This window comes from Phenylobacterium sp., assembly GCF_037189685.1.
Classification (GTDB): Bacteria; Pseudomonadota; Alphaproteobacteria; order Caulobacterales; family Caulobacteraceae; genus Phenylobacterium.
Map to the genome: position 1 here is coordinate 1 of NZ_JBBCIT010000007.1, position 24,788 is coordinate 24,788.

Sequence of the window (24,788 nt, forward strand, 5' to 3'; positions counted from 1 at the left end):
CATCAGCATGCGGCGGACGTCGGGATGGACGATGATCGGGTCGGCCGGGCCGTCGGGGTTCTTCGGCCCCGTGAGCGATCGACCCTGGAGCCGCTCCTTGGCGAAGGCCGCGGCGGCCTGGTAGGCGGCCTCGGCCTGGGCGATCCCCTGGAGGCCCACGCCCAGGCGCGCCTCGTTCATCATCACGAACATCAGCTTGAGGCCCTGGTTCTCCTCGCCGATCAGCCAGCCGGTCGACTCCTCATGGCTGATGACGCAGGTGGCGTTGCCGTGGATGCCCATCTTCTCTTCGAGGCCCAGGCACTTGACGCTGTTGCGCTCGCCGGGGTTGCCGTCGGCGTCGGGGATGAACTTGGGCACGATGAAGAGGCTGATGCCGCGGGTCCCCGCCGGCGCGCCCTCGATGCGGGCCAGCACCAGATGGACGATGTTCTCGGTCAGGTCCTGCTCGCCGCCGCTGATCCAGATCTTCTGGCCGGAAATCCGATAGGTCCCGTCGGCCTGCGGGACGGCCTTGGTGCGCAGCAAGCCGAGGTCGGTGCCGCAGTGCGGCTCGGTCAGGTTCATGGTGCCCGCCCATTGGAAGGCGGCGAGCTTGGGCAGGTAGAGGTCCTTCTGCTCCGGCGTCCCGCCCACGACGATCGCCGAATAGGCGCCGTGGGTCAGTCCCGGATACATCGAGAAGGCCATGTTCGCTGACGAACTCATCTCGGAGAACGCCACGTTGACGACATGCGGCAGCCCCTGGCCCCCGTAGGCCGGGTCGGACCCCAGGCCCGGCCAGCCGCCCTCGACCAGCTTCGCATAGGCGTCCTTGAAGCCGGTGGGCGTCCGGACGGTGAAGTCGGGGCTCCAGACGCAGCCTTCCTTGTCGCCGACGCCGTTCAATGGGGACAGCACCTCGGACGTGAACTTCCCGGCTTCCTCCAGGATCGCCTCGACTGTGTCGATGGAGGCGTCGGCGAAGGCGGGCAGGTTCGCGTAGCGCTCGAGCTGGAGCACGTCGCGCAGCAGGAAGGCGTAGTCCCGGACGGGGGCCTGGTAGGTCATGGGAGCTCCGGAGTCTGTCCGGCTCCGGGTTTATCAGGCCTCCGCGCCGCCCTCCATGCCGTCGAGGCGACGGCGCAGCATCTGGTCGTAGGCCTCGGCGCTGGGCAGGAGGTCGGGCCGGGTCTCGGCCAGCCGGTTCTCCATCGCCGCCACGCCCATCTCGAGCTGGGCTATGGCGTCGTCGATGTCCTTCTTCTGCTGCTCCAGGGCGACGATGCGCTCCTGGAACTTGCGCAGGCTCTTGGCGGCCTGGGCGACTCCGGTGTCGTCGGCGTCGTACAGGTCGAGGATCTCGGCGATCTCGGCCAGCGAAAGGCCGACGCGCTTGCCGCGCAGGATCAGGACGAGGCGGCCGCGGTCCTTGTAGGAATAGACGCGGTTCATTCCGTCCCGGGCCGGATTGAGCAGACCCTTGTCCTCGTAGAAACGCAGCGCGCGCGGCGTGCATTTGAACTCATGGCAGAGCTGCCGGATCGTATAGTTCCGGACGGGGCGGCGCAGATCGTGGGCCATGATGATGCAGTCCTCCCTTGGCTTATCGTTGATAACCAACGTGCGCCCGGGTTCCGTTTACGTCAAGGGGAGCGAACGCAGCGTCAGCCGTCAAAGGCTGTGGACAGCGATCACTTTCATCCGGGATTGCGACGGGGGCGTGGCGGTAGCACCCCCTTCGTCTCGGTCTTGCAGGCCGATCCACCTGCCCCGCACGCGGGGGAGGAGGCGTGATCGCTCGGTGCGCTCAGGCCGCGACGAGGTCCCCGGCCAGCGCCCGCCGGATCAGGGCGACGGTGCGGTCGATCCCGAAGATCGCCACGAACGAGCCGAAACGCGGCCCCTGGCTCTGGCCCAGCAGCACCTCGTAGAGCGCCCCGAACCAGGTCCGCAGGGGATCGAAGCCGGCGGCCTTGCCCACCTCGAACACCTCGTTCTGGATCGCTTCGGCGTCGGCGCCGGCCGGCAGCGCCTCGAGCCTGGCCACGAGGTCCAGCATGGCCGCGCGTTCAACGTCGGTCGGAGCCCGGAACCGCTTCGAGGGCTTCACGAAGTCCTCGTAGTAGTTCAGCGCATAGCCCACGAGCCTGTCGAGCAGGGGTTCGCTCTCCGGCGTCGCGCCGGGCAGATAGCGGGCGATGAAGGCCCACAGGATGTCCTTGGTGGAGGCATCAGCCGCCGACACCAGGTTGAGCAATAGCGAGAACGACAGCGGCGAGCCCTTGTCGGGCGGCGCGCCGCGGTGGACGTGCCAGGCGGGGTTGTCGAGCTGGGCGGCGTTGTCGCCCTCGGCCTTCTTGCGCAGCAGGGCGTCGAGCTGCTGGAGGTACTCGTCGGTGGCCTTGGGGATCACGTCGAAGTAGAGCCGCTTGGCCGACTTGGGTGACTGGAACATGTAGTAGGTCAGGCTCTCGGGCGCACCGTACCGCAGCCACTCCTCGATGGTCAGGCCGTTGCCCTTCGACTTCGAGATCTTCTGGTTGTTCTCGTCCATGAAGAGTTCGAAGTGGAAGGCCTCGGGCGGCTCGCCGCCCAGCGCGCGCACGATCTTGTTCGAGACGCGGACGCTGTCGACCAGGTCCTTGCCCGAGGCTTCGAAGTCGACCTCCAGCGCCGTCCAGCGAGCGGCCCAGTCGGGGCGCCATTGCAGCTTCACATGGCCGCCGGTGACGGGGACTTCGGTCAGCGTCCCGTCCTCGTCGGGGAAGACGATCGTGCCTTTCTCGACGTTCCGCTCGACCGTCGGGGCCTGGAGCACCCGGCCGCTCTTCGGGCTGATGGGAAGGAAGGGCGAATAGGTGGCGCGCCGCTCCTCGCCCAGGGTGGGCAGCATGATCGCCTGGACGGCGTCGAACCGCGCCAGGATGCGCAGCAGCACCTCGTCGAACCGGCCGGACCGGTAGGTCTCGGTCGACGACATGAAGGTGTATTCGAACCCGAAGCCGTCGAGGAACGCGCGGAGGCGCGCGTTGTTGTGGGCGCCGAAGCTCTCGTGCTCGCCGAAGGGGTCGCGGACGGCCGTGACGGGCTTGTCGCGGTCCTCCTCCAGCATCTCGCGATTGGGCACGTTGTCGGGAATCTTCCGAAGGCCGTCCATGTCGTCGGAGAAGACGATGAGCTGGGTCGGGATGGCGTCTTCGGTCAGCGCCCGGAAGGCGTTGCGGACGATGGTGGGCCGGGTGGCCTCGCCGAACGTGCCCAGGTGCGGCAGGCCGCTGGCGCCGTAGCCGCACTGGAAGATCACGGGCTTGGCCAGGGCCGGCAGGGTCCGGACGGCTTCGGCGAACTCGCCCCGCGCGAACAGGGTGGCCGCCAGATCGCGCTCGGCGTCGGTCAGGCGCAGGCGGGTGATGCGGTCCAGCAGGATGCGCGCCTGCTCGAACGGCCAGCTGCGGGCGTCGCGCGCCTGTTGGGACAGTCCTTGGAGAGTATGGCCTTGCATGTCGCGCGGCCTAAACCTCCGGGGCCGCCGGCTCAAGGCCTATCGGCCGCCGGCCCGCCTGGCCTGGGCATGTCGCCTGGCATGTCAGGGCGTGGGGCTGTCGCGCAGCCTTCGCGAAGCCGTCGCCCGGTTGTCACCCCCGTCCCTTAAGCGCGCCCCATCCGACAAGAGGGGATTTTGTCATGTCTTACGGGAATGCGGGCGGCCAGCGCCGCCGCGCGGCGCTTCTGTCTGCGTCGAGCCTGATCCTGGTCCTGGCCGCCACGGCGCCCGCGCTGGCGGCCGACGATGCGGACGACGCGGGCGCCCAGGTCGAAGAGATCGTCGTCACGGGCCAGCGCGAGGCGCAGCGTGCGGCCATCGCCGTGAAGCGCGAGGAATTCGTCGTGGCCGACGTGGTGTCGGCGGACGACATCGGCAAGCTGCCCGACCACAACACCGCCGCCGCGCTGCGCCGCATCCCCGGCGTGTCGGTCATGGAGGACCAGGGCGAGCCGCGCTTCCCCGTGCTCCGCGGCCTGCGTTCCACCTACAACCGGACGACCGTCGACGGCGCCATCATGGCGTCGGTGGACGAGAGCGGGCGGACGATCCCGATGGACATCGTCCCCTCGGTGATGGCGGGCCGCCTCGAGGTGATGAAGACGATCAGGCCCGAGGACGACGGCAACGCCATCGGCGGCGTCATCAACGTGACGACCCGCAGCGCCTTCGACGCCGGACGGCCGTTCTTCAACAGCATGGCCTCCGCCGGCTACTACGAACGCAGCGGCGGGGTGCGGAACGACAAGCCGTCCTACCGCCTGGCCTTCGCCGCCGGCCGGACGTTCGGCGCGGACGACGAATGGGGCGTGGTCATCGGCGCCTCGCACGAGCAGCTCGACTACGACATTCCCCAGGTGGAATCCCAGGACCCGTCGGTGCGCGAGTACACCGCCGCCGGCGCACCGGTGAACTCGGGCGCGGCGACCGGCAACGGCATCCAGGTGCCGACCTTCGTACGCCTGTTCTGGTACAACAACACCAAGCAGCGCAGCGGCCTGAACGCCAAGGTCGAGTACCGCCCGAACACCGACTTCCGCTGGGAGGCCTCGGGCCTCTTCGCCCGGATGGAGGACGACGAGGAGCGGATCGAGTACCGCACCGAGCCGCTGGGCAATGTCAGCAACCAGACGCCCTTCAGCGGCAGCTTCGCCCGCGGCCGCAGCGTGATCCAGCTCAACCAGCCGATCACCAAGCGCGAGATCGGCATGGCGCGCTCGGCCTTCGAATGGCGTTTCGCCCCACAGTGGAACCTCGACGGCGACGTCATCTACTCGCAGGCCAGGCTGGACGTGCCGAACGAGTCGGTCGAGTTCCGCACCGTCGACGCCCAGGGCGCGAACTATGCGTTCGACTACGACACCACCAACGCCTTCTTCCCGATCTTCCGCCCGGTGACCGAGGCCAATTTCCGCAATCCTGCGAACTACGTGCTTCAGCAGCACCGCTTCTCGCTCACGGCCACCGACGAGGATACGGCCCAGGCCCGCTTCAACGTGGCCTACGACGACGAGGGGGGCGACCGGAACCTGAAGGCCAAGGCCGGCGGCCTGCTGCGCACCACCAAGCGCGAGTTCATGTCGCGACAGACGAACTATACGGCGTTGCCCGGCTTCACCTACACGCTGGACTCGGTCGACCGGCCCGGGCCGACCGGCCTGATCGCCGGCCGCTATCTGCTGAACCCGCGGATCGATCCCCAGGCGGCCAGCGACTTCCTCAACGCCAACCGCGACCGCTTCCGCGTGGCCACCAACCTGCCCACGGGGGACTACGAGGTGACCGAGGACATCTTCGCGGCCTATGGCCAGGCCAGCTACCGGATGGGCGACGTCACCCTGCTGGGCGGGCTCCGGTACGAGCGGACGAAAGTGGACTCGGACGCCGTCCGCAACACCGGCGGCGTCCTGACGCCCGTCAGCAACTCGGGCTCGTACGGCAACCTGCTGCCCAGCGTGCACCTGCAATGGAACGTGCGCGAGAACCTGATCGTCCGCGCGGCCTGGACCAACACCATCGGCCGGCCGGACTATGGCTCGCTCGCGGCCAACGAGACGCTGAACTTCGACGGAAGCCAGCCCACCCTGTCGCGCGGGAATCCCGACCTGAAGGCGCGGGAGAGCCGGGGCTTCGACCTTTCGGTCGAGTTCTATCCGCCGGACGGCCTGATCTCGCTGGCCCTGTTCTCGAAGAGCATCAAGAACGAGATCTTCACGCTGTCGTCCGTGGAACAGATCGACGTGGGCCGCGGAGTCGAGGCGGTGACGGTGTCGACGCCGCGCAACGCCGAGGACGCGAAGATCAAGGGCGTGGAGTTCGCCGTCCAGCAGGCCTTCACCTTCCTGCCCGCGCCGTTCGACGGCCTGGGCTTCAACGGCAACATCACGTACCTGGACACCGAGTTCACGTTCCTGACGCGCGCCGGCCGCCGCGTGACCGGGCTGTTCCAGCAGCCCGAGATCACCACCAACGAGTCGATCTTCTATCAGCGCGGCCCGTTCGAGGCCCGGATCTCGCACAACTACATCGGCGGCTTCCTCGAGACGATCAACGACACCATCCCGAACGCCGACCAGTACTGGAAGGGCCGTCATGTGTTCGACGCCAGCGTGAGCTGGCGGATCAACGACAACTTCACGGTCTTCGCCGAGGCCCAGAACCTGTCGAACACGGGACGCCAGGAAGTGACCGGCCCCGGTCAGCGCTACCTCCAGGAATGGGCGAACTATGGCCGTACCTACTGGGTCGGCCTGGCGGCGACGTTCTGATGCGCGCCCCAGTCGCCATCGCGCTTGCCGCCGCCTTGGCCGCCGCGGCTCCCGCGGCGGCGCAGCCGATGCCGCAGGCCGAGGTCCTCGGGCGCTGGAAGGCGCCCGAGGCCGTCCAGGGCGTGGCGGTGGACGCGCGCCATTTCTACGCCGTCGCCAACTCGCGCATCGGCAAGTACGACAAGGCCACGGGTGCGAAGGTGGCCGAGTGGTCAGGCGACAGGGATCGTTTCCCGCACATCAACTCGTGCGCCGTGATCGGCCGGGAGCTGGTGTGCGCGGCCTCGAACTTTCCCGAAACGCCGATGACCAGTTCGGTGGAGATCTTCGATCCCCGCCGGATGGTCCACCTGCGCACCATATCCCTGGGCCAGCAGATCGGCTCGCTCACCTGGGTGGATCGCCGCGACGGCGCCTGGTGGGCCGCCTTCGCCAATTACGACGGCAAGGGCGGCGAGCCCGGGCGCGGCCATGCCCACACCCAGCTCGTGAGGTTCGACGACCAGTGGCGGCGGACGGAGGGCTGGTCCTTCCCCGCCTCGGTCACCGCCCGCTTCGCGCCCATGAGCTCGTCCGGCGGCGTCTGGGGCGCGGACGGCCGGCTCTATGTGACGGGCCACGACCACGCCGAACTCTATGTCCTGGACCTGCCGAAAGGCGGGTCGAAGCTGGACCACGTCGCGACCATCGGCGCGGCCATCGAAGGCCAGGCCATCGCCATCGATCCCGTGAGGCGCGACGTCCTCTATGGGATCAGCCGGCCGAACCGCGAGGTGGTCGCGTTGCGCCTTCCTGCGATCCCGCCGCGCTGAGGCTTCAGGTCCCCGAGGGCGCTTGCGTGGCGGGCGAACACAAAGCCAAGGTACGGAGATGAACATGCCGAGCGTCGACCGCCGCCGCCTGCTGATCCGGGCCGCCGCCCTGGCCGCCGGGGCGATGGCTCCGGCAGGGTGGACCACGGCCTGGGCGCGCACGCGCTTGCCCGACAACCCCTTCCGGCTGGGCGTGGCCTCGGGCGAGCCCGCGCCGGACGGCGTGGTGCTCTGGACGCGGCTGGCGGTCGACCCCGCGGCGCCGGCCGGCGGGATGCCGCCCGAGCCCGTCGAGGTGGGCTGGGAAATCGCCGAAGACGAGGCGCTGCGCCGGGTCGTGCGGCGCGGCCGCACGATCGCCGCGCCCGAGGTCGGCCATTCGGTCCATGTGGAGACTGGGGGGCTGGAGCCCGACCGGCCCTACTGGTACCGCTTCACCGCCGGCGGCCACGCCAGCCCGGTGGCGCGCACCCGTACGGCGCCCCGGCCCGGCGCCGATGTCCAGCGGCTGCGGATCGCCTATGGCTCGTGCCAGAAGTACGAGTCCGGCTTCTATCCGGCCCATGCGGCGCTGGCGGCGGACGATCCCGACCTCGTCGTCTTCCTGGGCGACTACATCTACGAGAAGGCCGCCACCGCGGACGGCGTGCGCCGCCATCCCGAGGAGGATTGCCTGGACCTCGCCAGCTACCGGCGCCGCTACGCCTGGTACAAGGGCGACGCCGACCTCCAGGCCGCCCACGCCTGCGCGCCCTGGATGGTCATGTGGGACGACCACGAGGTGTCGAACGACTACGGGAACGACCAGGATCGCAGCGACCCCGATCCGGCGGACTTCCTGAAGCGTCGGGCTGCGGCCTACCAAGCCTATTTCGAGAACATGCCGCTGCGCGCGGCGCAACGGCCTCTGGGCCCCGACATGCGGCTCTACCGGGCCACGGACTGGGGCCGCCTCGCGCGCCTGGCCCTGCTGGACGACCGGCAGTACCGGGGCCCGCGGCCCTGCGACGCCCAGTCGCGCGGCAAGTTCATCCCCAAGGCATGCCCGGAACGCACCGATCCCGCTCGCTCGATGCTGGGCGCGGATCAGGAGGCGTGGCTCCAGGCCCGCCTGGGCGACACCCCGGCCACCTGGAACCTGCTGGGCCAGCAGACCCTGATGATGGAGATCGTCACGCCCGACGCGCGCGTCTCCAACGACGGCTGGGACGGGTATGCCCAGACGCGTCGGCGCATCCTGGAGGGCTGGCGCGACGCGAAGACGGCCAATCCGGTGGTCCTGGGCGGCGACGTCCACTGCTTCTTCGCCGCCGACCTCGCGCTGGAGCCGGGCGGCAAGCCGATCGCCAGCGAGTTCGTGGGCGGCTCGATCGCCTCTCTGGGCCGCTCGAAGGAGATCGTGCGCGGCATGCTGGCCCTCCATCCCGACCTGAAGTTCGGCGACGGCGACACCCGAGGCTACGGCCGCGTCGACATCACCCCCGAAGCGTGCCGCGTCACCTTCCGCGGCGTGGAGAACGCGCTGGTGAAGAACTCGCCCGTACGCGATCTGGCGGCCTTCGTGGTCGAGGCGGGCGAGGCCGGGCTGAAACGTGCCTAGCGTCGCGCTCCTCGCCGCCGCCCTGCTGCTCTCGCCGCCCCGGCCGCTGCCGCCCGCCGAGGTGCTGTCGCGCCTGCCCGCGCCCGAGGCCGGTCAGGGCGTGGCCGTCGACGGCGGCTTCGTCTATGCGATCGGCAATTCCGGGATCGGCAAGTACGACCGCGCCTCGGGCGCGCGCGTTGGCCGGTGGGCGGGCGATCCAGCCGTCGTCCCGCACCTGAATTCGTGCGCGGTGATCGCGCGCGAGCTGGTCTGCGCCAGCTCGAACTATCCGGTCACGCCGATGAGCAGCACGGTCGAGGTGTTCGATCCCGACACCCTGCAGCACCGCCGCTCGACCCCGCTGGGCCGCCAGCCGGGCTCGCTGACCTGGATCGACCGCCACGCCGGCGCCTGGTGGGCCTGTTTCGCCAACTACGACGGAAGGGGCGGCGAAGCCGGCCGGGACCACCGCTTCACCACCGTGCTGCGTTTCGACGACCGCTGGCGGGTGACCGGCGCCTGGACCCTCCCGGCCACGGTCCTGGCGCGGTTCAAGCCGCACGGCAGTTCGGGCGGAGCGTTCGGCGCCGATGGCCGCCTTTATGTGACTGGCCACGACCGGCCCGAAGCGTACGTCCTGGAGATCCCCCGCACAGGCAACGAACTGCGGCACGTCGCCACCATCCCCGTGGCCGCCGAGGGCCAGGCGATCGCCTTCGACCGTAGCCGCCCGGGCGTACTGTACGGGATCAGCCGGGATCGGCGCGAACTCGTCGAAATGCGCCTGCCGTCTCTCGAGGAACCAAGGGTGGAAGACTCGAAAGTGGAGGGACCATGATCCGTCGCGCGGTCCGGGGTCTTGCGGGCGCGTTCGCCGCGGCCCTCACGCTCGCCGCCTGCGGCCAACCTGAGCCGGCGGCGCGCAAGGAGATCGTCTTCTCGATCCTGTCGGCCGAAAGCCAGGCCAGCGCCGAGAAGGACTGGCAGCCCTTTCTCGACGACATGGCCAAGACGTTGGGCCGGCCGGTGAAGGCCTACTACGCCTCCAACTACACCGCCCTGGTCGAGGCCATGCGCTTCGGCCACACCGACCTCGGCTGGTTCACCAACCAGTCGGGACTGGAGACCGTGCGCCGCGCGGGGGGAGAGGTCTTCGCCCGCTCGGTCAATCCGACGGGAATCGACGGCTACGAGGCGGTGATCATCGTGCCGAAGGGGTCGGGTGTGACGCTGGACCGCATCCTGGCCTGCGACCGCACCCTCAACTTCGGCATGGGCGACACCAAGTCCACCTCGGGGACGCTCGCCCCGATGACCTATCTGTTCGCTCCCAGGGGGATCGAGCCGGCCCGCTGCTTCAAGACCGTGCGCAGCGCGAACCACGAGACCAACCTGTTCTCGGTGGCGAGCGGCATGCTGGACGCGGCCACCAACAACACCGCCTCGATGGAGCGGCTGGAGTTGCTGAACACCGACACGGCGAAACGCACGCTCGGCAAGGTGGAGATCGTCTGGCGCTCGCCCCGCATCCCCGAGGACCCGCTGATCATCCGCAAGAACCTGGAGCCGGCGCTGCGGCGGCAGATCACCGACTTCATCTTCAGCTACGGCGTGGGCGACACGCCCGAGGCGGTCCGCCAGCGCGCGATCCTGGAACAGATCCAGACGAAGCCCTTCGCCCGCGCCGACGCCAGCCATCTCCTGCCCGTGCGCGAGATGGAGGCCACCGGCCAGCTCATCGACGCGAAGAACCGCAAGGACGCCGCCGCCATCGCCCGGGCCGAGGCGGCGCTGGCCGAGATCGCGAAGGAACGCGCGGCGCTGGCGGAATAGGGGCGGCTCTGTGCGCCCCCTCCGTCTCGGCCCTTCGGCCCGATCCACCTGCCCCGCGTCGCGGGGGAGGAGCTGGAAGGCGACGGGTCCCCCCCCCCGTGCAACGGGGGAGGTGGCCGCGAAGCGGACGGAGGGGGCGCTCAGCCGTCGTTCCGCAGCAGGAAATGGCCCGTCATGCCGGCGACGGGTTTCGCGCGGCTCTCCTGCCAGGCCTCGACCTGCACGTTGGCCACGCGGCGGCCCACCTTGCGCAGGATCGCCCGGGCGTAGGTGTCGCGCGGGCCGGCCGAGCGCAGGTACTCGATGGTGATGTCGATGGTCTTGGGCACGCGCCGCCCCGGCTGGGCCAGGGCGAGCTGGGAGAGCGCCGTCAGCTCCAGGAAGGCGCCGATCACCCCGCCGTGGATCGCCGGCAGCACGGGGTTGCCGACCAGGTGCGGGGCGAACGGCAGGACGGCGGTCATCTCGTCGCCCGCCAGCTCGACCCGCACGCCCAGGAAGCGGGCGTAGGGCACGCGCTGGAGGAAGGCGTCCACGCTGGCGAAGGGGCTCTCGCTCACGGGGGGTCAGCTCCCTTGTCTCAGCTTCGGGTGTTCAGCATGAAGGCCGCCTGGGCGGTGGCGACGGGATCGCCGCGGTCCTCGTCCCAGGCCTCGGCGCGCACGAAGCCGATGGAGCGGGTCATGCGGTAGGCGTGCGCCTCGCAGGTCAGGCCCGCGCGCGGCCGGGCGGGGCGCATGTAGTCGATCCGCAGGTCCAGGGTGGCGATGGGGATCGGCGCCTCGCCCGCGGAATTGATCGCCAGGCCGCAGGTGTGGTCGAGCAGCGCCGTCACCACGCCCGAGGCGATGACGCCGGTCTCGGGGTCGCCCACCAGGTCCTCGCGCCAGGGCGTGGTCATCACGCCGCGGCCCTTCTCGACCGAGACCAGGGTCATCCCCAGCGCCTGGGCGTGCGGCGCGAACTGGGTCATGCGCGTGTGCAGCGGCGCGTCGCCGTAGGTCATGTCAGGGGTCATGCCGGGGGTCACGCCGGGCGGGACGGGATCGGTGGGGTCGGCCATGATCGCCGGGTAGGGCGGCGGCCGTGCGGAAGTCAATGCGGAGCCTTTCGCCCGTCCCTACATTTCAGGGCGATGACCCGACCGCAGGACCTGCTCTGCCCGAAGCCCGAGGGCCTCTACTGCCCGCCCGGGGACTTCTACGTCGATCCCGTGCGGCCGGTGGACCGGGCGGTGGTCACCCACGGCCATTCCGACCACGCCCGCGCCGGCCACGGCGCCGTGCTGGCGACGCCGGAGACGCTGGACATCATGGCCGAGCGCTATGGCCGGGACTTCGCCGCGTCGGTCCAGGCCGCGCCCTACGGCGAGACGGCCGAGCGCGACGGGGTGCAGGTGACGCTGGTCCCCGCCGGCCACGTGTTGGGCTCGGCCCAGGCGGTGGTGCGCTGGAAGGGCCTCACCATGGTGGTCAGCGGCGACTACAAGCGCAGGCGCGATCCCACCTGCCCGCCGTTCGAGCCGGTTCCGTGCGACGTCTTCATCTCGGAGGCGACGTTCGGCCTGCCGGTCTTCCGCCACCCCGACGACCGCGAGGAGATCGCCCGCCTGCTGCGCTCGGTCGCCCAGTTCCCCGAGCGCAGCCACATCGTGGGCGCCTATGCGCTGGGCAAGGCGCAGCGGGTGATCCGCCTGCTGCGCGAGGCCGGCTGGAACCGCACGATCCACGTCCACGGCGCGCTGGAGCGGCTGAACGCCCTCTACGAACGGCACGGCGTGGACCTGGGGCCGCTGGCGCCGGCGACGACGGCGAAGAAGGCCGACTTCGCCGGCGCTATCGTGATCGCCCCGCCTTCGGCCTTGCAGGACCGCTGGAGCCGCCGCTTCCCCGACCCTGTCGGCGCCTTCGCCTCGGGCTGGATGCAGATCCGCGCCCGCGCGCGCCAGCGGGGCGTCGAGCTGCCGCTGGTGATCTCGGACCACGCCGATTGGGACGAGCTGACCGCCACGGTGGACGAGATCAGGCCCGGCGAACTCTGGATCACCCACGGCCGGGAGGAGGCGCTGGCCCGCTGGGCCCAGCTCCACGGGATCACGGCCCGCGCGCTGGCGCTGGTGGGATATGAGGACGAGGGCGACGACTGAATGCGCGCCTTCGCCGAGCTGCTGGACCGGCTGTCGCTGACCGCCTCGCGCAACGCCAAGCTGACGCTGGTGCGCGACCACCTGCGCGAAACGCCCGATCCCGACCGCGGCTGGGCGCTGGCGGCGCTGACGGGCGAACTGACCTTCGACGCCGCCAAGCCGGCCTTCATCCGCAAGGCGGTCGAGGCGCGGATGGACGCCCAGCTCTTCGCCTGGAGCTACGACTACGTCGGCGACCTGGCCGAGACGGTCTCGCTGGTCTGGCCGGCGCGGCCGGGCGCCAACCGCGAGCCGGCGCTGAACGAAGTGGTCGAGGCCCTGCGCATCGCCTCCCGCGCCGAGGTCCAGCGGCTGATCGAGGGCTGGCTCGACGCCCTGCCGGCGCCGCGCGAGCGCTGGGCGCTGCTCAAGCTGATGACGGGGGCTTTGCGCGTCGGCATGACCGCGCGCCTGGCCAAGCGGGCGGCGGCCGAGATGGGCGGCGTGGAGCCCGCCGAGGTGGAGGAGCTGTGGCACGCGCTGCGCCCGCCCTACGAGGACCTGTTCGCCTGGCTGGAGGGCCGCTCGGAACGGCCGCCCGCCGAAAATCCCGCGCGCTTCCGGCCCGTCATGCTGGCCCAGGCGCTTGACGAGGCCGTCGATTTCGCCCGGCTCGATCCCGCCGACTACGCCGCCGAGTGGAAGTGGGACGGCATCCGCGTGCAACTCGCCCACGAGGGCGGCCAGCGTCGGCTCTACACCCGCACCGGCGACGACATCTCGCGCGCCTTCCCCGACGTGCTGGAGGCGCTGGCGGACGAGGGTGTGGTGGACGGCGAACTGCTGGTGATGCGCGACGGCGCGCTGGCGCCGTTCGCCGACCTGCAGCAGCGGCTGAACCGCAAGGCGGTGGACGCGAAGATGCTGGAGGCCTTCCCCGCCGCCGTGCGCGCTTACGACCTGCTGCACGAGGGCGACGAGGACCTGCGGCCCTTGCCGTTCGCCGAGCGGCGCGGGCGGCTTGAGGCGTTCCTCGCCCGTCAGCCCCCCACCCGCCAGGCGAGCCCGCGGCTGGACCTTTCTCCGCTCCAGCCGTTCGGCGCCTGGCCCGAGCTGGCCGCCCTGCGCGCCGACCCGCCCGAGGGCGATCCGCGCCTCGCCGAGGGCCTGATGCTGAAGCGATGGGACAGCCCCTACGAGGCCGGTCGGCCGAAGGGGCCGTGGTTCAAGTGGAAGCGCGACCCGTTCACCGTGGACGCCGTCCTGATGTACGCCCAGCGCGGCCACGGCAAGCGCTCCAGCTTCTATTCCGACTACACCTTCGGCGTGTGGACACACGACGCCGCCGGCCAGCGGGCGCTGACGCCCGTGGGCAAGGCCTATTTCGGCTTCACCGACGAGGAGCTGAAGGGCATCGACAAGTTCGTGCGCGACAACACCGTCGAGCGGTTCGGGCCCGTGCGCTCGGTCCGCGCCGAGCCGCACCGGGGCCTGGTGTTCGAGGTGGCCTTCGAGGGCCTCCAGCGCTCGGCCCGCCACAAGTCGGGCGTGGCCATGCGCTTCCCCCGCATCAGCCGCATCCGCTGGGACAAGCCGCCAGGCGAGGCCGACGACCTCGAAACCCTGGAACGCCTCCTGGCCCGGATCGAGGGGCGATAGGCGGGCCACGGTCCTGCGAGGCCGCGACGCGGCGTCTCTCGCACTTCAGGGAACCGCGGAAAACGCGGAAGGACGCGGAAGGTGAAGCTGCGATTCCGCATCCTTCCGCGATTTCCGCGGTGACATGACGGAGCCTCCGCTCGCGCGGAGGCTCGAGGAGGGGTCGCCTGCTGGTTCTCGCGGTGAAGGCGCGACCTTACGGCAGCAGGGCTTCCTTGGCGAGGAACGCCTTGAGGTCGCCGCCCTCGAACAGAACCCCGCGGATGCCCGCCCGAAGCGCGGCTTCCAGGTCCGACGGCTTGTCGCCGATCAGCAGCGAGGACTCGCGGTCGATGGGCCAGTCCTGCAGGGCCTGGAGGATCATGCCGGGATTGGGCTTGCGCAGGGGCGGGTCGGGGTGACGATAGGCCGGGTCGGGGGCCTCGGGGTGCTGGGGGGCGTGGTAGAAGGCGTCGATCCGCCCGCCCACGGCCTTCAGGTCGTCCTGCATCCGCGCGTGCAGGGCATGGACCGCGTCTTCGGTGTAATAGCCTCGCCCGACGCCCGACTGGTTCGTCACCACAATCACCAGCCAGCCGGCCCGGTTGAACGCCGCCACGGTCTCGCGCGCGCCGCGGACCCAGGTGAAGTCCTCCCAGCGGTGGACATAGCCACGATCCTCATTGAGCACGCCGTCGCGGTCGAGGAACAGGGCCGGTCGGGAGGGTGAGGAATCGGGCACGGCGTCAGCCTGGCGGCGGAATGTGGATAGCGGATTTCAAAAAGTCCGATTCCCCCTCTACGGTCGCGCAGGTTCTGTTGGCGAGGCGCATTTGGCCGTTCTTTCGATCCGCGACCTCACGGTCGATTTCGACACCCATGACGGCGTGGTCCGGGCCGTGCGGGGCGTCTCCCTGGAGGTGAGCCGGGGCGAGACCCTGGGCGTGGTGGGCGAGAGCGGCTCGGGCAAGAGCCAGACCTTCATGGCGGTCATGGGCCTGCTGGCCCGGAACGGCCGCGCGTCGGGATCGGCGCGCCTGCACGACCAGGAGCTGCTCGCGCTGTCGCCGCGCGCGCTGAACAAGGTCCGCGGCTCGAAGATGACCATGATCTTCCAGGACCCGCTGACGGCGCTGACCCCGCATGTGCGCATCGGCGAACAGATCGCCGAGCCGCTGCGCCTGCATCTGGGCCTCTCGGGCGCCGAGGCCGAGCGCCGCGCCCTGGACTGGCTGGAGCGGGTGCGCATCCCCGACGCGCGCCGCCGGCTGCGGCAGTACCCGCACGAGCTGTCGGGCGGCATGCGCCAGCGGGTGATGATCGCCGCGGCCATGGCGCCCGGCCCCGACCTGCTGATCGCCGACGAGCCGACCACGGCGCTGGACGTGACGGTGCAGGCCGAGATCCTGGACCTGATGGCCGAGCTCCAGCGCGACACCGGCGCGGCCATGGTGCTTATCACCCACGACATGGGCGTCATCGCCCGGCTGGCCGACCGCGTCTGCGTGATGAAGGACGGCGCCTATGTGGAGGAAGGCCCCGTCGCCGACATCTTCCAGCGCCCCGCCACCGACTACACCCGCGGCCTGCTGGCGGCCATCCCGCGCCTGGACCGCGCCGACCGCGGCGGGCGGCCGGAGATCGAGCCTGTGCCGCCCGAGGCGCCGGTGGTGGTCGAGGGGCGCGACGTGAAGGTGCATTTCACGGTCCGCGAGGGCCTCCTGTCGCCGTCGCGCACCCTGCGGGCGGTGGACGGGGTGTCCTTCCAGGTGCGCCAGGGCGAGACCCTGGGGATCGTGGGCGAGAGCGGGTCGGGCAAGTCCACCCTGGCGCGCGCGGTCCTGAACCTGCTGCCGGCCAGCGCCGGCGCGGTCACCCTGCTGGGCCGCGACATCACCCACGCCGACCGCGAGGCGCTGCGCAAGGCCCGCCGCGACCTGCAGATCGTCTTCCAGGACCCGCTGGCCAGCCTGGACCCGCGCATGACCATCGGCGACTCCATCGCCGAGCCCCTGGGCGTCTTTCGCCCCGAGCTGACCCGCGCCCAGCGCGAGGCCGCGGCGCGCGAGATGATGGCGGCCGTGGAGCTGAACCCCGATCTCATCAACCGCTACCCGCACGAGCTGTCGGGCGGCCAGAACCAGCGCGTGGGCATCGCGCGGGCCATGATCCTGAAGCCGAAGCTGGTGATCTGCGACGAGGCGGTCTCGGCCCTGGACGTGGGCGTCCGCGCCCAGATCATCGACCTGCTGATCCGGCTCCAGCGCGAGATGGGGCTAGCGATGATCTTCATCAGCCACGACTTGGCGGTGGTGCGCGAGATCAGCCACCGCGTGCTGGTGCTCTACCTGGGCCGGGTCATGGAGCTGGCCGACCGCGATCGGATCTGGCAGGCGCCGCAGCATCCCTACACCCGCGCCCTCCTCTCGGCCGCGCCCATTCCCGACCCTGCCGTAGAGCGCACCCGCAAGCGCCTGCGGCTGGAGGGCGAGCCGCCCAGCCCGATGGACCCCGCCGCCGCCTTCCGCTTCGCGCCCTCGAAGGCCGCCGACGGCGTCCCGCCCGAACTGAAGGAAGTGGCGCCGGGTCACCTGGTGGCGGAGTTCGATCCCGTCCGCTGAGCGGGCCGGATGCAGATCCGTCGCCGTGCGATGCTGCGTACGATGGCGGCGTTGCCCCCAAGCGCCGCCATCGTTAGGTTGCGCGCCTTTCCGCTCCCCGGCTTCAAAGACGCCCGATCCCATGACCCTCGAATTCGAAGACATCCTCGCTGCCCAGGCGCGGCTGGAGGGTCATATCGAGCGCACCCCGTGCCGACATTCGCGCACGCTCTCGGAGATCACCGGCGCCGAGGTGTGGGTGAAGTTCGAGAACCTGCAGTTCACCGCCGCCTACAAGGAGCGTGGCGCGCTCAACAAGCTGCTGCTGCTCGGCGAGAACGTGCGCGGCCGCGGCGTGATCGCCGCCTCGGCCGGCAACCACGCCCAGGGCCTGGCCTACCACGCCGCCCGCCTGGGCATCCCCGTCACCATCGTGATGCCCAAGGGCACGCCCTTCGTGAAGGTGCAGCAGACCCGCGCGCACGGCGCCGAGGTGGTGATCGAGGGCGAGAGCTACGACGAGTCCGCCGCAGCCGCGCGGACGCTGTGCGCCGAGCGCGAGCTGACGTTCGTCCACCCCTTCGACGACCTCGATGTCATGGCCGGCCAGGGCACCGTGGCCCTGGAGATGCTGCAGGACGTGCCCGACCTGGAGGTCCTGCCCATCCCGATCGGCGGCGGCGGGCTGATCGCCGGCATGGCGACGGCGGCCAAGCACCTGAAGCGGGATATCCGCATCGTGGGCCTGGAGCCCGCCATGTTCCCCTCGTTCACCGCCCGCATGCGCGGCGTCCGCACGGCCCAGGTGAACGGCGCCTCCACCATCGCCGAGGGCATCGCGGTGAAGGAGGTGGGCGAGCACACCTATGCCATCGCCCGCCCGCTGATCGACGAGGTGCTGCTCATCGAGGAGCCGCACTTCGAGCGCGGCATCGCCCTCTACTGCAATGTCGAGAAGACCGTGACCGAGGGCGCCGGCGCCGCGTCCCTGGCCGGGCTGCTGGCCTATCCCGAGCGCTTCCGCGGCAAGAAATGCGGCCTGGTCATCACCGGCGGCAACATCGACACGCGGCTCCTGGCCTCGGTGCTGACGCGTGAGCTGGTGCGCGAGAGCCGGATCGTCTCGCTCCGCATCATCGGCGACGACCGGCCGGGCCTGCTCGCCAACGTCTCGCTGATCATCGGCCAGATGGGCGCCAACATCATCGAGGTGGCGCACAACCGCCTGGCCCTCGACGTCCCGGCCAAGGGCGCGGAATTCGACGTCATGATCGAGACCCGAGACGCCCAGCACACCAACGAGGTGATGGACGCGCTGCGCGAGCGCGGCTACCCGCCCCGTGTGGTCTGACCCTGGCGCCCCCGCCGCGCCGACACCGCCCCGGAGAGTTCGATGAAGCGCATGTTCGTCCTGGCCGCCGCGGTGCTGGCGCTGGCCGCCTGCGACCGTACGCCCAAGGTCGCCGAACCCGGCGTCCCGGTCCCGCAGTCCGAGACCTCGAAGACGTTCATGGCCAAGGTGGGCAAGGAAGAGGGCGTGAAGGTCCTCGAATCCGGCCTGGCCTACAAGGTCGTGCGCTCGGGGCCGGAGGCGGGCCTGAAGCCCGGCCCGGACGACGAGGTGAAGGTCCACTACGAAGGCAAGCTGGAGGACGGCTCGGTCTTCGATTCCTCGTACGAGCGCGGCCAGCCCGCCGCCATGCCGCTGAACCGCCTCATCCCGGCCTGGCAGGAGGCGCTCCAGCTCATGCGGCCGGGCGACGAATGGATCCTCTACGTGCCCTCCAACCTGGGCTACGGCGAGGAAGGCTCGGGGCGCATCCCGCCGGGGGCGCCGCTCATCTTCCGGATCGAACTGATCGACGCCCTGCCGGCGCCGGGCCGGGTCCAGCGGGGATAGATGGCCGGGGCGGAGCCGCCGCAGGTCTTCCTCGTCACCCTCGAAGCCGTCGAGGCGCCGGGTGATGCTCCGCTGACAGTCCTGGCCTTCGCCCGCGCCGGAGACGAGTCCGCCGCCCGCGCCGCGGCGGTCGCCGAACTGGAGAGCTTCGGCTGGCGCGACATCCGCGCCCTGCGGGTCGGTGAGCTGATCGACCGTAGCGCCCTGCCCGACGACTTCCGCGACGCCGTCGCCAATGCCGACCGCTTCGGCTGCGGGCTGATCGTCTACGACGAGCCCTGAACGGCGGCTTTCCTTTGAGCCCCGCTCCACGCGGAGCTAAGTCTTGCCGATGACCTCCGACCTCTATCCCGCGGCGAAGGACCTGTTGGCGACGCTGATCGGGTTCGACACCACCTCGCGTGGCTCGAACCTGGCGCTCGTCGAATGGGTCGAGGGCTATCTGGACGGGCTGGGCGCCGCGCACCGCCGCGTGCCGAACGCCGACGGCGGCAAGTCGAACCTCCTGGCGACCCTCGGTCCGCTTGCCGCCGGCGGCGTGGTGCTGTCGGGACATACCGACGTGGTGCCCGTGGACGGCCAGCCCTGGTCCAGTGACCCGTTCGTCCTCACCGAACGGGGCGGGCGCCTCTATGGCCGCGGGACCTGCGACATGAAGGGTTTCCTGGCCCTGGCCCTCGCCGCCGCGCCCGAGCTGGCAAGGACGGCGCGCCGTCCTGTCCACCTGGCCTTTTCGTACGACGAGGAGATCGGCTGCCTGGGGGCGCCGGCCATGATCGACGTGATCCGGCGGGAACTCCCTGCCCCCGCCGTGGTCGTGGTGGGCGAGCCCACCAGCATGGAGGCGGTGAACGGCCACAAGGGCATCGCCACGTTCCACGTCACCGTCACCGGCCGCGAGGCCCACTCCAGCCAGACACACCTGGGCGTCTCGGCGATCATGGAGGCCATCCCGCTGATGGCTCGCCTGAGAACGCTGGCCGAACAGCTCCAGGCCGGGGCTGATCCCGCCTCGCCCTTCATGCCGAAGGGGCCCACGCTGACCATCGGCCTGATCGAGGGCGGCACCGCGCACAACATCCTGGCGCGGGAGTGCCGCTTCGTCTTCGACCTGCGCACGCCGGGCGGCCGCACGCCGGCCGAGATCATCGCGCCCTTCCTGGCCGAGGCGGAGGCGCTGGACACGGCGCTGAAGGCCCGCGCGCCCGAGGCCGGCGTCACGGTCGAGATGCGCACGGACGTTCCGGCCTTCACGCCCGAGCGCGACGGGGCGGCCGAGGCGTTCGTCCGCCGCCTGACCGGCGACAACGGCCCGCCGCGCGTGGTGGCCTTCGCCGCCGAGGCGGGCCAGTTCCAGCAGGCCGGCTTCTCCACCGTCATCTGCGGCCCCGGCTCCATCGACCAGGCCCACCAGCCGGACGAATACGTCGACATCTCCCAGATGCAGCGCGGCGCCCTCTTCATGCGCCGCCTGATCGAATGGGCGGCGGAAGGCTGACCGCTCCGCGCAAGCGGAGGCTCGGTATCATCTGTCCACGGATGCACACGGAGACACACGGATGGCGCGGCGGCCGTCATCCGTGTCGATCCGTGTGCATCCCTGGACTTTCAAGTTCGAGAGGCCGCTTCGCGGCGTCGCAGGACCCGGCGCCAGCGCTCTCGCCGCCCCTTTTCGTGTCCTTTCGTGTTCTTCGTGGTCAATCCCTGGGTCGCGGCGGCGCCGGCCGCAGCGGCTTGATCACCGGCCGGCGGCCCGAGAGGTCGCGGGGGTTCCAGGTCATGGCCCTCGCCACCTGCCAGACCGAGGCCCTGCGCAGACGCTGCACGTCGCGCCGGGCGCGGAACATGGCCGGCGCGCCTGCAAAGGCGGCGCGGACGGCGCGCAGGATCAGCCGGATGTGCGGCCGGTTCTCCCGCCGCAGGTAGATCGCCGTCAGGGCCAGAAGGTGCAGCGGAACCACGAGCGGCAGCAGGAGGGCCGGCGTGTTCTTGAACAGCACCCAGAAGCGGTTGCGCGTGCCGTGGAACACCGCGAACTCCGACTTGCGCCCGCCGGTGGACGCCGAGCCCTCGTGCTGGATGACGGCGTCGGGGACCAGCAGGGTCGGCTCTCCCGCGAGCTGCAGCCGGTAGCCCAGGTCCACGTCCTCGCCGTAGCAGAAGAACGCCTCGTCGAAGCCGCCCAGGCGGAGGAACAGCGCCCGGTCGATCATCATCGCCGCGCCGCAGGGGCTGAAGACCTCGCCTTCCTTCGCCTGGCCAAGGTCCGGGTTCAGGTATCCGCCGCGATAGGGGATGCCGGTGATGCTCATCACGTCGCCCAGGCCGTCCAGCATCCCCGGCGCGTCGGCCGCCATCTGGCGTGAGGTGAAGCTCAGGACCTCGGGATGACGCCCGGCCGCCGCCATCAACCGGCCCAGCCAGTCCGGCTCGGCGTAGGCGTCGGGGTTCAGCAGCACGAGCCAGCGGCCGCGGCCTTCGCGCGCCGCCTGGTTGCCGGCGCCGGTGAATCCCAGGTTCTCCGTGTTGCGGGTCAGCCGCACCCACGGGAACCCTGCGGCGATCGCAGCATCGCCCGGGTCGGGCGAGGCGTTGTCGATCACCAGGGTCTCGAAGTCGCGGAAGGTCTGGGCGCCCAGATGCTCCAGGCAGGCGTGCAAGGTCGGCCCTGAGTTGTAGGCGATGACGCACACGGTGGCGGCCGGGGTCTTGTCATCGTCCCTGCGCTGCGCCATGCGACGGCTACACCTGTCACTGTTGGATCCGAAATGACGACGATCACGCCGCTCGCCATCCCCGAGGTGCTGCTTATCACGCCCAAGCGTCATGGCGATGCGCGCGGCTGGTTCGCCGAGACCTGGAGCACGAAGGCCCTCGCGGGCACCGTGGCCGACACGGCCTTCGTCCAGGACAACCAGGCCTTCAGCGCGGCGAAGGGCACCCTGCGGGGCCTGCACTTCCAGCTCGCGCCCAACGCCCAGGGCAAGCTGATCCGGGCGCTGCGCGGCGCCATCTTCGACGTGGCGGTGGATATCCGCGCCGGCTCGCCCACCTACGGCCAGTGGGTCAGCGCCGAACTGACCGCCGAGGGCGGGGAGCAGCTCTGGGTCCCCCGCGGCTTCGCCCACGGCTACTGCACGATCGCCGACGACTGCGAGATCTTCTACAAGGTGGATGGCCCCTACGCGCCGCAGAGCGAAGGCGGGATCATCTGGAACGACCCCGACCTCGCCATCCCCTGGCCGCTTGAGGGCGAGCCGCTGCTGTCCCAGAAGGACAACGTCCTGCCGCGCCTGAAGGATCTGGGGCCGGTGGGCTTCTAGCGGTAGGAGCTTCGGAGCCCCCCGGGAAGCCCGCCTCTGGCCCTGACCCTTCGAGGCGGAGGGCGGATCGTTCCCGACAGCCTCTAATAGCTCAGCTTCGGATACCAGTCGGTCCCGCGGCCGTCCGGCGTCAGGTCGAGGATGTTCCAGAGGACCATCAGGTCCGGCGCGCCGCGCGGGTCCTGGCCCGGGTCGGCGGTCGCGAAGCCCATCTCCTCGCCCCAGAAATGGCGGATCGTCCCGTCCCGGCGGGTGAAGACGTTGGTGGCGGCGCCGTCCGTCCCGTCGTCCATGACGGCGTGGTAGTCCTGGCTGAACCGGCCGTTCACGTCGGCGTAGAGCGGCAGGTTGCGCCAGCCGCGCTCCACCTTGAAGGCGATCTGCCGCTCGATCGGCGAGAGCCCCACGATGGCCAGGGCCACCCGCTGGCGGATATGGTCCGCATTGCCGTCGAGGCTGCTCAGGAAGGCCGTGCACATGGGGCAGGGCCGCGCGCGCCTGGGCCCGTACATCCAATTGTAGACGACCAGGGTGTCGTTGTCGCCGAACAGCTCGGCGAGGCCCACGGGATCGGCGCCCGCCACACCGCCGGCCTCGCCCAGGAACCGATAGTCGCCCTTCACCTCGCCGCCCGGCGGCAGGACGCGGCGCAGGGCGGCGACGCGCTCGATCTGGCGGCGCAGCTCGATCTCCTCGACCAGCAGGGCGGCGCGGGCCTTCCGGTACTCGGGGCTCTCGTTCGGCTGGCTGGAGGCGTTCTTCCGGACCAGCGCTTCGGCGGATTGCAGGGTGGAACCGTCAACCATGGCGTCGTCTCCCACGTCGAACCTCATCAACGGGCCGCCCCAGCTTCAGGGTTCCGGCGAGGCCGACCATTCCTCGAGGACGTGCGGGTCAGCCTCGTCCCGACAACGGGCGACGCGCAGGGCCTCGAACGCCTCGGGGTCCAGCAGCCGCGACAGCGCCCAGGCCGCCGCCCCGCGCACCAAGGGCGCCGGATCGTCCAGCAGGCGCCGGACCTCCTCGGCCAGGTCTGCGTCCCCGGAATTGCCGATCGCGTACAGCACGTTGCGGACGAAGCGGTCCCGGCCGATCCGTTTGACCGGGTTCTTTCGGAAGAGATCGCGGAAGGCCACGTCGTCCAGGCGGACGAGGTCGGCCAGCGCCGGCGCGTTCAGCGCCTCGCGGGCGGCCAGCTTCTGCTCGCGCCCCTGCCGCGCGAACTTGTTCCAGGGGCAGACCGCCAGGCAGTCGTCGCAGCCGTAGATGCGATTGCCCAGGGCGGGGCGGAATTCCCGTGGGATCGGCCCTTTCAGCTCGATGGTCAGGTACGAGATGCAGCGCCGGGCATCGAGCTGGAACGGCGCGGGGAAGGCGTCGGTCGGGCAGGCGTCGAGGCACGTGCGGCAGGTTCCGCAGGTCATCGCCTCGGACGGGTCCGGCGCCAGCTCCAGCGTGGTCAGGATCGAGCCCAGGAACAGCCAGGAGCCGAACTCGCGGCTGACCAGGTTGGTGTGCCGCCCTTGCCAGCCCACGCCGGCGCGTTCGGCCAGCGGCTTCTCCAGCAGCGGCGCGGTGTCCACGAACACCTTCAGCTCGCCCCCGAACCGCGCCTGGAGCCAGCGGGCCAGGGCCTTCAGCCGCGCCTTGATCACCTCGTGGTAGTCGTCGCCCCGGGCATAGACGCTGATCGCGCCGCGGGTCGGCTGCGCGAGGACGGCCATCGGGTCGTCGTCGGGACCGTAGTTCACACCCAGCACGATGGCTGAGCGCGCGCCCGCCCACATCGCGCGCGGGTGGCGGCGGCGCTCGGCCGTCTCGGCCATCCAGCCCATCTCGCCGTGGCGGCCGGCGTCCACGAATTCGAGCAGGCGGGCCGCGGCGGGCCAGGCCTCGTCGATGTCGGTGAAGCGGCAGAGGTCGAAGCCGAGGGCGACCGCCTCGGCCCGGATCAGGTCTTCGCGCTCAGAAGTCGAGGTCGTCATAGTGGCCGGCGGGCGCGAGGCCCGGCCAGCGGTCGGCCAGGAGCGGCCGGAAACACGGCCGGGACTTCATCTTCATGTACCACGTCTTCACCGCCGGCGCGTCGCGCCAGGGCACGTCGCCGAAATAGTCGATGACCGACAGGTAGGCTGCGGCCGTGAAATCGGCCAGGGACAGTCGCCTGCCGGCCAGCCACTCCCGCGCCTGCAGCAGGTCGTCCAGCATGAACAGGTGCGACTTCAGGGCGTCCTTGCCCTGGCGCAGGTTGGCCAGTTCCGGGGGGCCAAGGCCCAGCAGCCGCTTCTCGATCTTCTCGTGCAGGATGTAGCCCGAGGCTTCGAACTCGAACTTGCGTTCGAACCAGGTCATCAGCCGCCGCGCCTCGCCCCGCTCGGCGGGCGTCTCGGCCATCAGCGCGGGTTCGGGACAGGCCTCCATGAGGTGGTCCACGATCGCGCGGCTCTCGCACAGGACAAGAGGCGGAGCGTCCCCCGCCGTTTCCACCAGCACCGGGACCATCCCCGACGGATTCAGCTTGGTGAGCTCCCGCGGCCGCTCCCAGTAGCGCACCGAGACGTCGGTGAACGCCAGCCGCTTCTCGCCCAGCACGAGGCGCGCGAGCCGGGAGGCCGGGTCCAGCGGGAAGTGGTGGAGGGTGCGTTCGACGCTCATTCAGGCCGCGCCTCTTACGCGAATCG

At 70.6% G+C, this 24,788-nt stretch carries 23 protein-coding genes; 13 read left to right on the plus strand and 10 right to left on the minus strand.

The window, feature by feature from the left end; genetic code table 11:
- The 3 genes from WG212_RS03485 to WG212_RS03495 form a co-directional block, all read right to left on the minus strand.
- On the minus strand, positions 1 to 1,050 hold a 1,050-nt coding region (locus WG212_RS03485), incomplete at its 3' end, for an acyl-CoA dehydrogenase family protein (protein ID WP_337185678.1).
- A 33-nt stretch (positions 1,051 to 1,083) separates the two neighbouring features.
- The gene (locus WG212_RS03490) at positions 1,084 to 1,563 is read right to left on the minus strand and encodes a MerR family DNA-binding transcriptional regulator (RefSeq protein WP_337185679.1); all 480 of its coding nucleotides are present in this window, start codon (positions 1,561 to 1,563) and stop codon (positions 1,084 to 1,086) included.
- Positions 1,564 to 1,789: 226 nt separating this feature from the next.
- Complete coding sequence (locus WG212_RS03495; RefSeq protein WP_337185680.1) at positions 1,790 to 3,484, minus strand: lysine--tRNA ligase; 1,695 nt, start codon at positions 3,482 to 3,484, stop codon at positions 1,790 to 1,792.
- Between the two features lie 182 nt (positions 3,485 to 3,666).
- On the opposite strand from WG212_RS03495, the gene WG212_RS03500 reads away from it, so the two are divergent.
- The 5 genes from WG212_RS03500 to phnD all read left to right on the plus strand — a co-directional run bounded on the left by WG212_RS03500 (position 3,667) and on the right by phnD (position 10,521).
- Positions 3,667 to 6,294: a TonB-dependent receptor gene (locus tag WG212_RS03500; protein ID WP_337185681.1), complete on the plus strand. Its 2,628-nt coding sequence runs from the start codon at positions 3,667 to 3,669 to the stop codon at positions 6,292 to 6,294.
- On the plus strand, positions 6,294 to 7,106 hold the full coding sequence (locus tag WG212_RS03505; protein ID WP_337185682.1) for a hypothetical protein: 813 nt from the start codon (positions 6,294 to 6,296) through the stop codon (positions 7,104 to 7,106). The genes WG212_RS03500 and WG212_RS03505 overlap by 1 nt, the downstream gene beginning before the upstream one ends.
- Positions 7,107 to 7,170: 64 nt before the next feature.
- The gene (locus tag WG212_RS03510) at positions 7,171 to 8,706 is read left to right on the plus strand and encodes an alkaline phosphatase D family protein (RefSeq protein ID WP_337185683.1); all 1,536 of its coding nucleotides are present in this window, start codon (positions 7,171 to 7,173) and stop codon (positions 8,704 to 8,706) included.
- Complete coding sequence (locus WG212_RS03515; RefSeq protein ID WP_337185684.1) at positions 8,699 to 9,526, plus strand: hypothetical protein; 828 nt, start codon at positions 8,699 to 8,701, stop codon at positions 9,524 to 9,526. Before WG212_RS03510 ends, WG212_RS03515 begins: the two co-directional genes overlap by 8 nt.
- Positions 9,523 to 10,521 (plus strand): phosphate/phosphite/phosphonate ABC transporter substrate-binding protein, encoded by a 999-nt coding sequence (gene phnD, locus WG212_RS03520; RefSeq protein WP_337185685.1) that lies wholly within the window; start codon positions 9,523 to 9,525, stop codon positions 10,519 to 10,521. The genes WG212_RS03515 and phnD overlap by 4 nt, the downstream gene beginning before the upstream one ends.
- A gap of 140 nt (positions 10,522 to 10,661) precedes the next feature.
- Here phnD and WG212_RS03525 read toward each other — a convergent pair whose 3' ends face one another.
- Positions 10,662 to 11,081 carry a PaaI family thioesterase gene (locus tag WG212_RS03525; RefSeq protein ID WP_337185686.1) on the minus strand — a complete coding sequence of 140 codons (420 nt, stop codon included), beginning with the start codon at positions 11,079 to 11,081 and terminating at the stop codon, positions 10,662 to 10,664.
- Positions 11,082 to 11,101: 20 nt separating this feature from the next.
- Positions 11,102 to 11,584 (minus strand): PaaI family thioesterase, encoded by a 483-nt coding sequence (locus WG212_RS03530; RefSeq protein WP_337185687.1) that lies wholly within the window; start codon positions 11,582 to 11,584, stop codon positions 11,102 to 11,104.
- 72 nt (positions 11,585 to 11,656) lie between these two features.
- On the opposite strand from WG212_RS03530, the gene WG212_RS03535 reads away from it, so the two are divergent.
- Positions 11,657 to 12,667: a ligase-associated DNA damage response exonuclease gene (locus WG212_RS03535; RefSeq protein WP_337185688.1), complete on the plus strand. Its 1,011-nt coding sequence runs from the start codon at positions 11,657 to 11,659 to the stop codon at positions 12,665 to 12,667.
- Positions 12,668 to 14,305, plus strand: coding sequence for a cisplatin damage response ATP-dependent DNA ligase (locus tag WG212_RS03540; protein ID WP_337185689.1), 1,638 nt, complete (start codon positions 12,668 to 12,670; stop codon positions 14,303 to 14,305). It abuts the gene before it with no gap.
- A gap of 196 nt (positions 14,306 to 14,501) precedes the next feature.
- Here the strand turns inward: WG212_RS03540 and WG212_RS03545 are convergent, their stop codons facing one another.
- Positions 14,502 to 15,026, minus strand: a complete 525-nt coding sequence (locus tag WG212_RS03545; protein WP_337185690.1) for an HAD family hydrolase — start codon at positions 15,024 to 15,026, stop codon at positions 14,502 to 14,504.
- Between the two features lie 91 nt (positions 15,027 to 15,117).
- On the opposite strand from WG212_RS03545, the gene WG212_RS03550 reads away from it, so the two are divergent.
- The 5 genes from WG212_RS03550 (at position 15,118) to argE (ending at position 20,282) form a co-directional block, all read left to right on the plus strand.
- Positions 15,118 to 16,905, plus strand: a complete 1,788-nt coding sequence (locus WG212_RS03550) for an ABC transporter ATP-binding protein (protein ID WP_337185691.1) — start codon at positions 15,118 to 15,120, stop codon at positions 16,903 to 16,905.
- A gap of 121 nt (positions 16,906 to 17,026) precedes the next feature.
- On the plus strand, positions 17,027 to 18,235 hold the full coding sequence (locus tag WG212_RS03555; protein WP_337185692.1) for a threonine ammonia-lyase: 1,209 nt from the start codon (positions 17,027 to 17,029) through the stop codon (positions 18,233 to 18,235).
- Between the two features lie 42 nt (positions 18,236 to 18,277).
- The gene (locus WG212_RS03560; protein ID WP_337185693.1) at positions 18,278 to 18,784 is read left to right on the plus strand and encodes an FKBP-type peptidyl-prolyl cis-trans isomerase; all 507 of its coding nucleotides are present in this window, start codon (positions 18,278 to 18,280) and stop codon (positions 18,782 to 18,784) included.
- The gene (locus tag WG212_RS03565; protein ID WP_337185694.1) at positions 18,785 to 19,066 is read left to right on the plus strand and encodes a hypothetical protein; all 282 of its coding nucleotides are present in this window, start codon (positions 18,785 to 18,787) and stop codon (positions 19,064 to 19,066) included.
- 49 nt (positions 19,067 to 19,115) lie between these two features.
- Positions 19,116 to 20,282: an acetylornithine deacetylase gene (argE, locus tag WG212_RS03570; RefSeq protein ID WP_337186051.1), complete on the plus strand. Its 1,167-nt coding sequence runs from the start codon at positions 19,116 to 19,118 to the stop codon at positions 20,280 to 20,282.
- 199 nt (positions 20,283 to 20,481) lie between these two features.
- On the opposite strand, the gene WG212_RS03575 is transcribed toward argE, so the two are convergent.
- Positions 20,482 to 21,519: a glycosyltransferase family 2 protein gene (locus WG212_RS03575; RefSeq protein ID WP_337185695.1), complete on the minus strand. Its 1,038-nt coding sequence runs from the start codon at positions 21,517 to 21,519 to the stop codon at positions 20,482 to 20,484.
- 33 nt (positions 21,520 to 21,552) lie between these two features.
- Here WG212_RS03575 and rfbC point away from each other — a divergent pair, with 33 nt between their 5' ends.
- On the plus strand, positions 21,553 to 22,107 hold the full coding sequence (gene rfbC / locus WG212_RS03580; protein WP_337185696.1) for a dTDP-4-dehydrorhamnose 3,5-epimerase: 555 nt from the start codon (positions 21,553 to 21,555) through the stop codon (positions 22,105 to 22,107).
- Positions 22,108 to 22,190: 83 nt separating this feature from the next.
- Here rfbC and WG212_RS03585 read toward each other — a convergent pair whose 3' ends face one another.
- Genes WG212_RS03585 through WG212_RS03595 form a run of 3 tightly spaced genes read right to left on the minus strand, consistent with a single transcriptional unit; the run spans position 22,191 to position 24,762 of the window.
- Positions 22,191 to 22,913, minus strand: coding sequence for a DUF899 family protein (locus WG212_RS03585; RefSeq protein WP_337185697.1), 723 nt, complete (start codon positions 22,911 to 22,913; stop codon positions 22,191 to 22,193).
- Between the two features lie 45 nt (positions 22,914 to 22,958).
- Positions 22,959 to 24,092 carry a tRNA epoxyqueuosine(34) reductase QueG gene (gene queG / locus WG212_RS03590; RefSeq protein ID WP_337185698.1) on the minus strand — a complete coding sequence of 378 codons (1,134 nt, stop codon included), beginning with the start codon at positions 24,090 to 24,092 and terminating at the stop codon, positions 22,959 to 22,961.
- Entirely contained in the window at positions 24,073 to 24,762 is a 690-nt protein-coding gene (locus WG212_RS03595) for a glutathione S-transferase family protein (protein WP_337185699.1), read from the minus strand. Before WG212_RS03595 ends, queG begins: the two co-directional genes overlap by 20 nt.
- Between the last annotated feature and the right edge of the window lie 26 nt (positions 24,763 to 24,788).

Bases quoted from the DNA above. Each gene is read 5' to 3' on its own strand.
- WG212_RS03555 (WP_337185692.1), top strand. From the start codon at position 17,027: ATGACCCTCGAATTCGAAGACATCCTCGCTGCCCAGGCGCGGCTGGAG.
- WG212_RS03495 (WP_337185680.1), bottom strand. From the start codon at position 3,484: ATGCAAGGCCATACTCTCCAAGGACTGTCCCAACAGGCGCGCGACGCC.
- rfbC (WP_337185696.1), top strand. From the start codon at position 21,553: ATGACGACGATCACGCCGCTCGCCATCCCCGAGGTGCTGCTTATCACG.
- WG212_RS03595 (WP_337185699.1), bottom strand. From the start codon at position 24,762: ATGAGCGTCGAACGCACCCTCCACCACTTCCCGCTGGACCCGGCCTCC.
- WG212_RS03540 (WP_337185689.1), top strand. From the start codon at position 12,668: ATGCGCGCCTTCGCCGAGCTGCTGGACCGGCTGTCGCTGACCGCCTCG.
- WG212_RS03560 (WP_337185693.1), top strand. From the start codon at position 18,278: ATGAAGCGCATGTTCGTCCTGGCCGCCGCGGTGCTGGCGCTGGCCGCC.
- WG212_RS03505 (WP_337185682.1), top strand. From the start codon at position 6,294: ATGCGCGCCCCAGTCGCCATCGCGCTTGCCGCCGCCTTGGCCGCCGCG.
- WG212_RS03565 (WP_337185694.1), top strand. From the start codon at position 18,785: ATGGCCGGGGCGGAGCCGCCGCAGGTCTTCCTCGTCACCCTCGAAGCC.
- WG212_RS03530 (WP_337185687.1), bottom strand. From the start codon at position 11,584: ATGGCCGACCCCACCGATCCCGTCCCGCCCGGCGTGACCCCCGGCATG.
- WG212_RS03500 (WP_337185681.1), top strand. From the start codon at position 3,667: ATGTCTTACGGGAATGCGGGCGGCCAGCGCCGCCGCGCGGCGCTTCTG.
- WG212_RS03490 (WP_337185679.1), bottom strand. From the start codon at position 1,563: ATGGCCCACGATCTGCGCCGCCCCGTCCGGAACTATACGATCCGGCAG.
- phnD (WP_337185685.1), top strand. From the start codon at position 9,523: ATGATCCGTCGCGCGGTCCGGGGTCTTGCGGGCGCGTTCGCCGCGGCC.
- WG212_RS03585 (WP_337185697.1), bottom strand. From the start codon at position 22,913: ATGGTTGACGGTTCCACCCTGCAATCCGCCGAAGCGCTGGTCCGGAAG.
- WG212_RS03510 (WP_337185683.1), top strand. From the start codon at position 7,171: ATGCCGAGCGTCGACCGCCGCCGCCTGCTGATCCGGGCCGCCGCCCTG.
- queG (WP_337185698.1), bottom strand. From the start codon at position 24,092: ATGACGACCTCGACTTCTGAGCGCGAAGACCTGATCCGGGCCGAGGCG.
- argE (WP_337186051.1), top strand. From the start codon at position 19,116: ATGACCTCCGACCTCTATCCCGCGGCGAAGGACCTGTTGGCGACGCTG.
- WG212_RS03535 (WP_337185688.1), top strand. From the start codon at position 11,657: ATGACCCGACCGCAGGACCTGCTCTGCCCGAAGCCCGAGGGCCTCTAC.
- WG212_RS03575 (WP_337185695.1), bottom strand. From the start codon at position 21,519: ATGGCGCAGCGCAGGGACGATGACAAGACCCCGGCCGCCACCGTGTGC.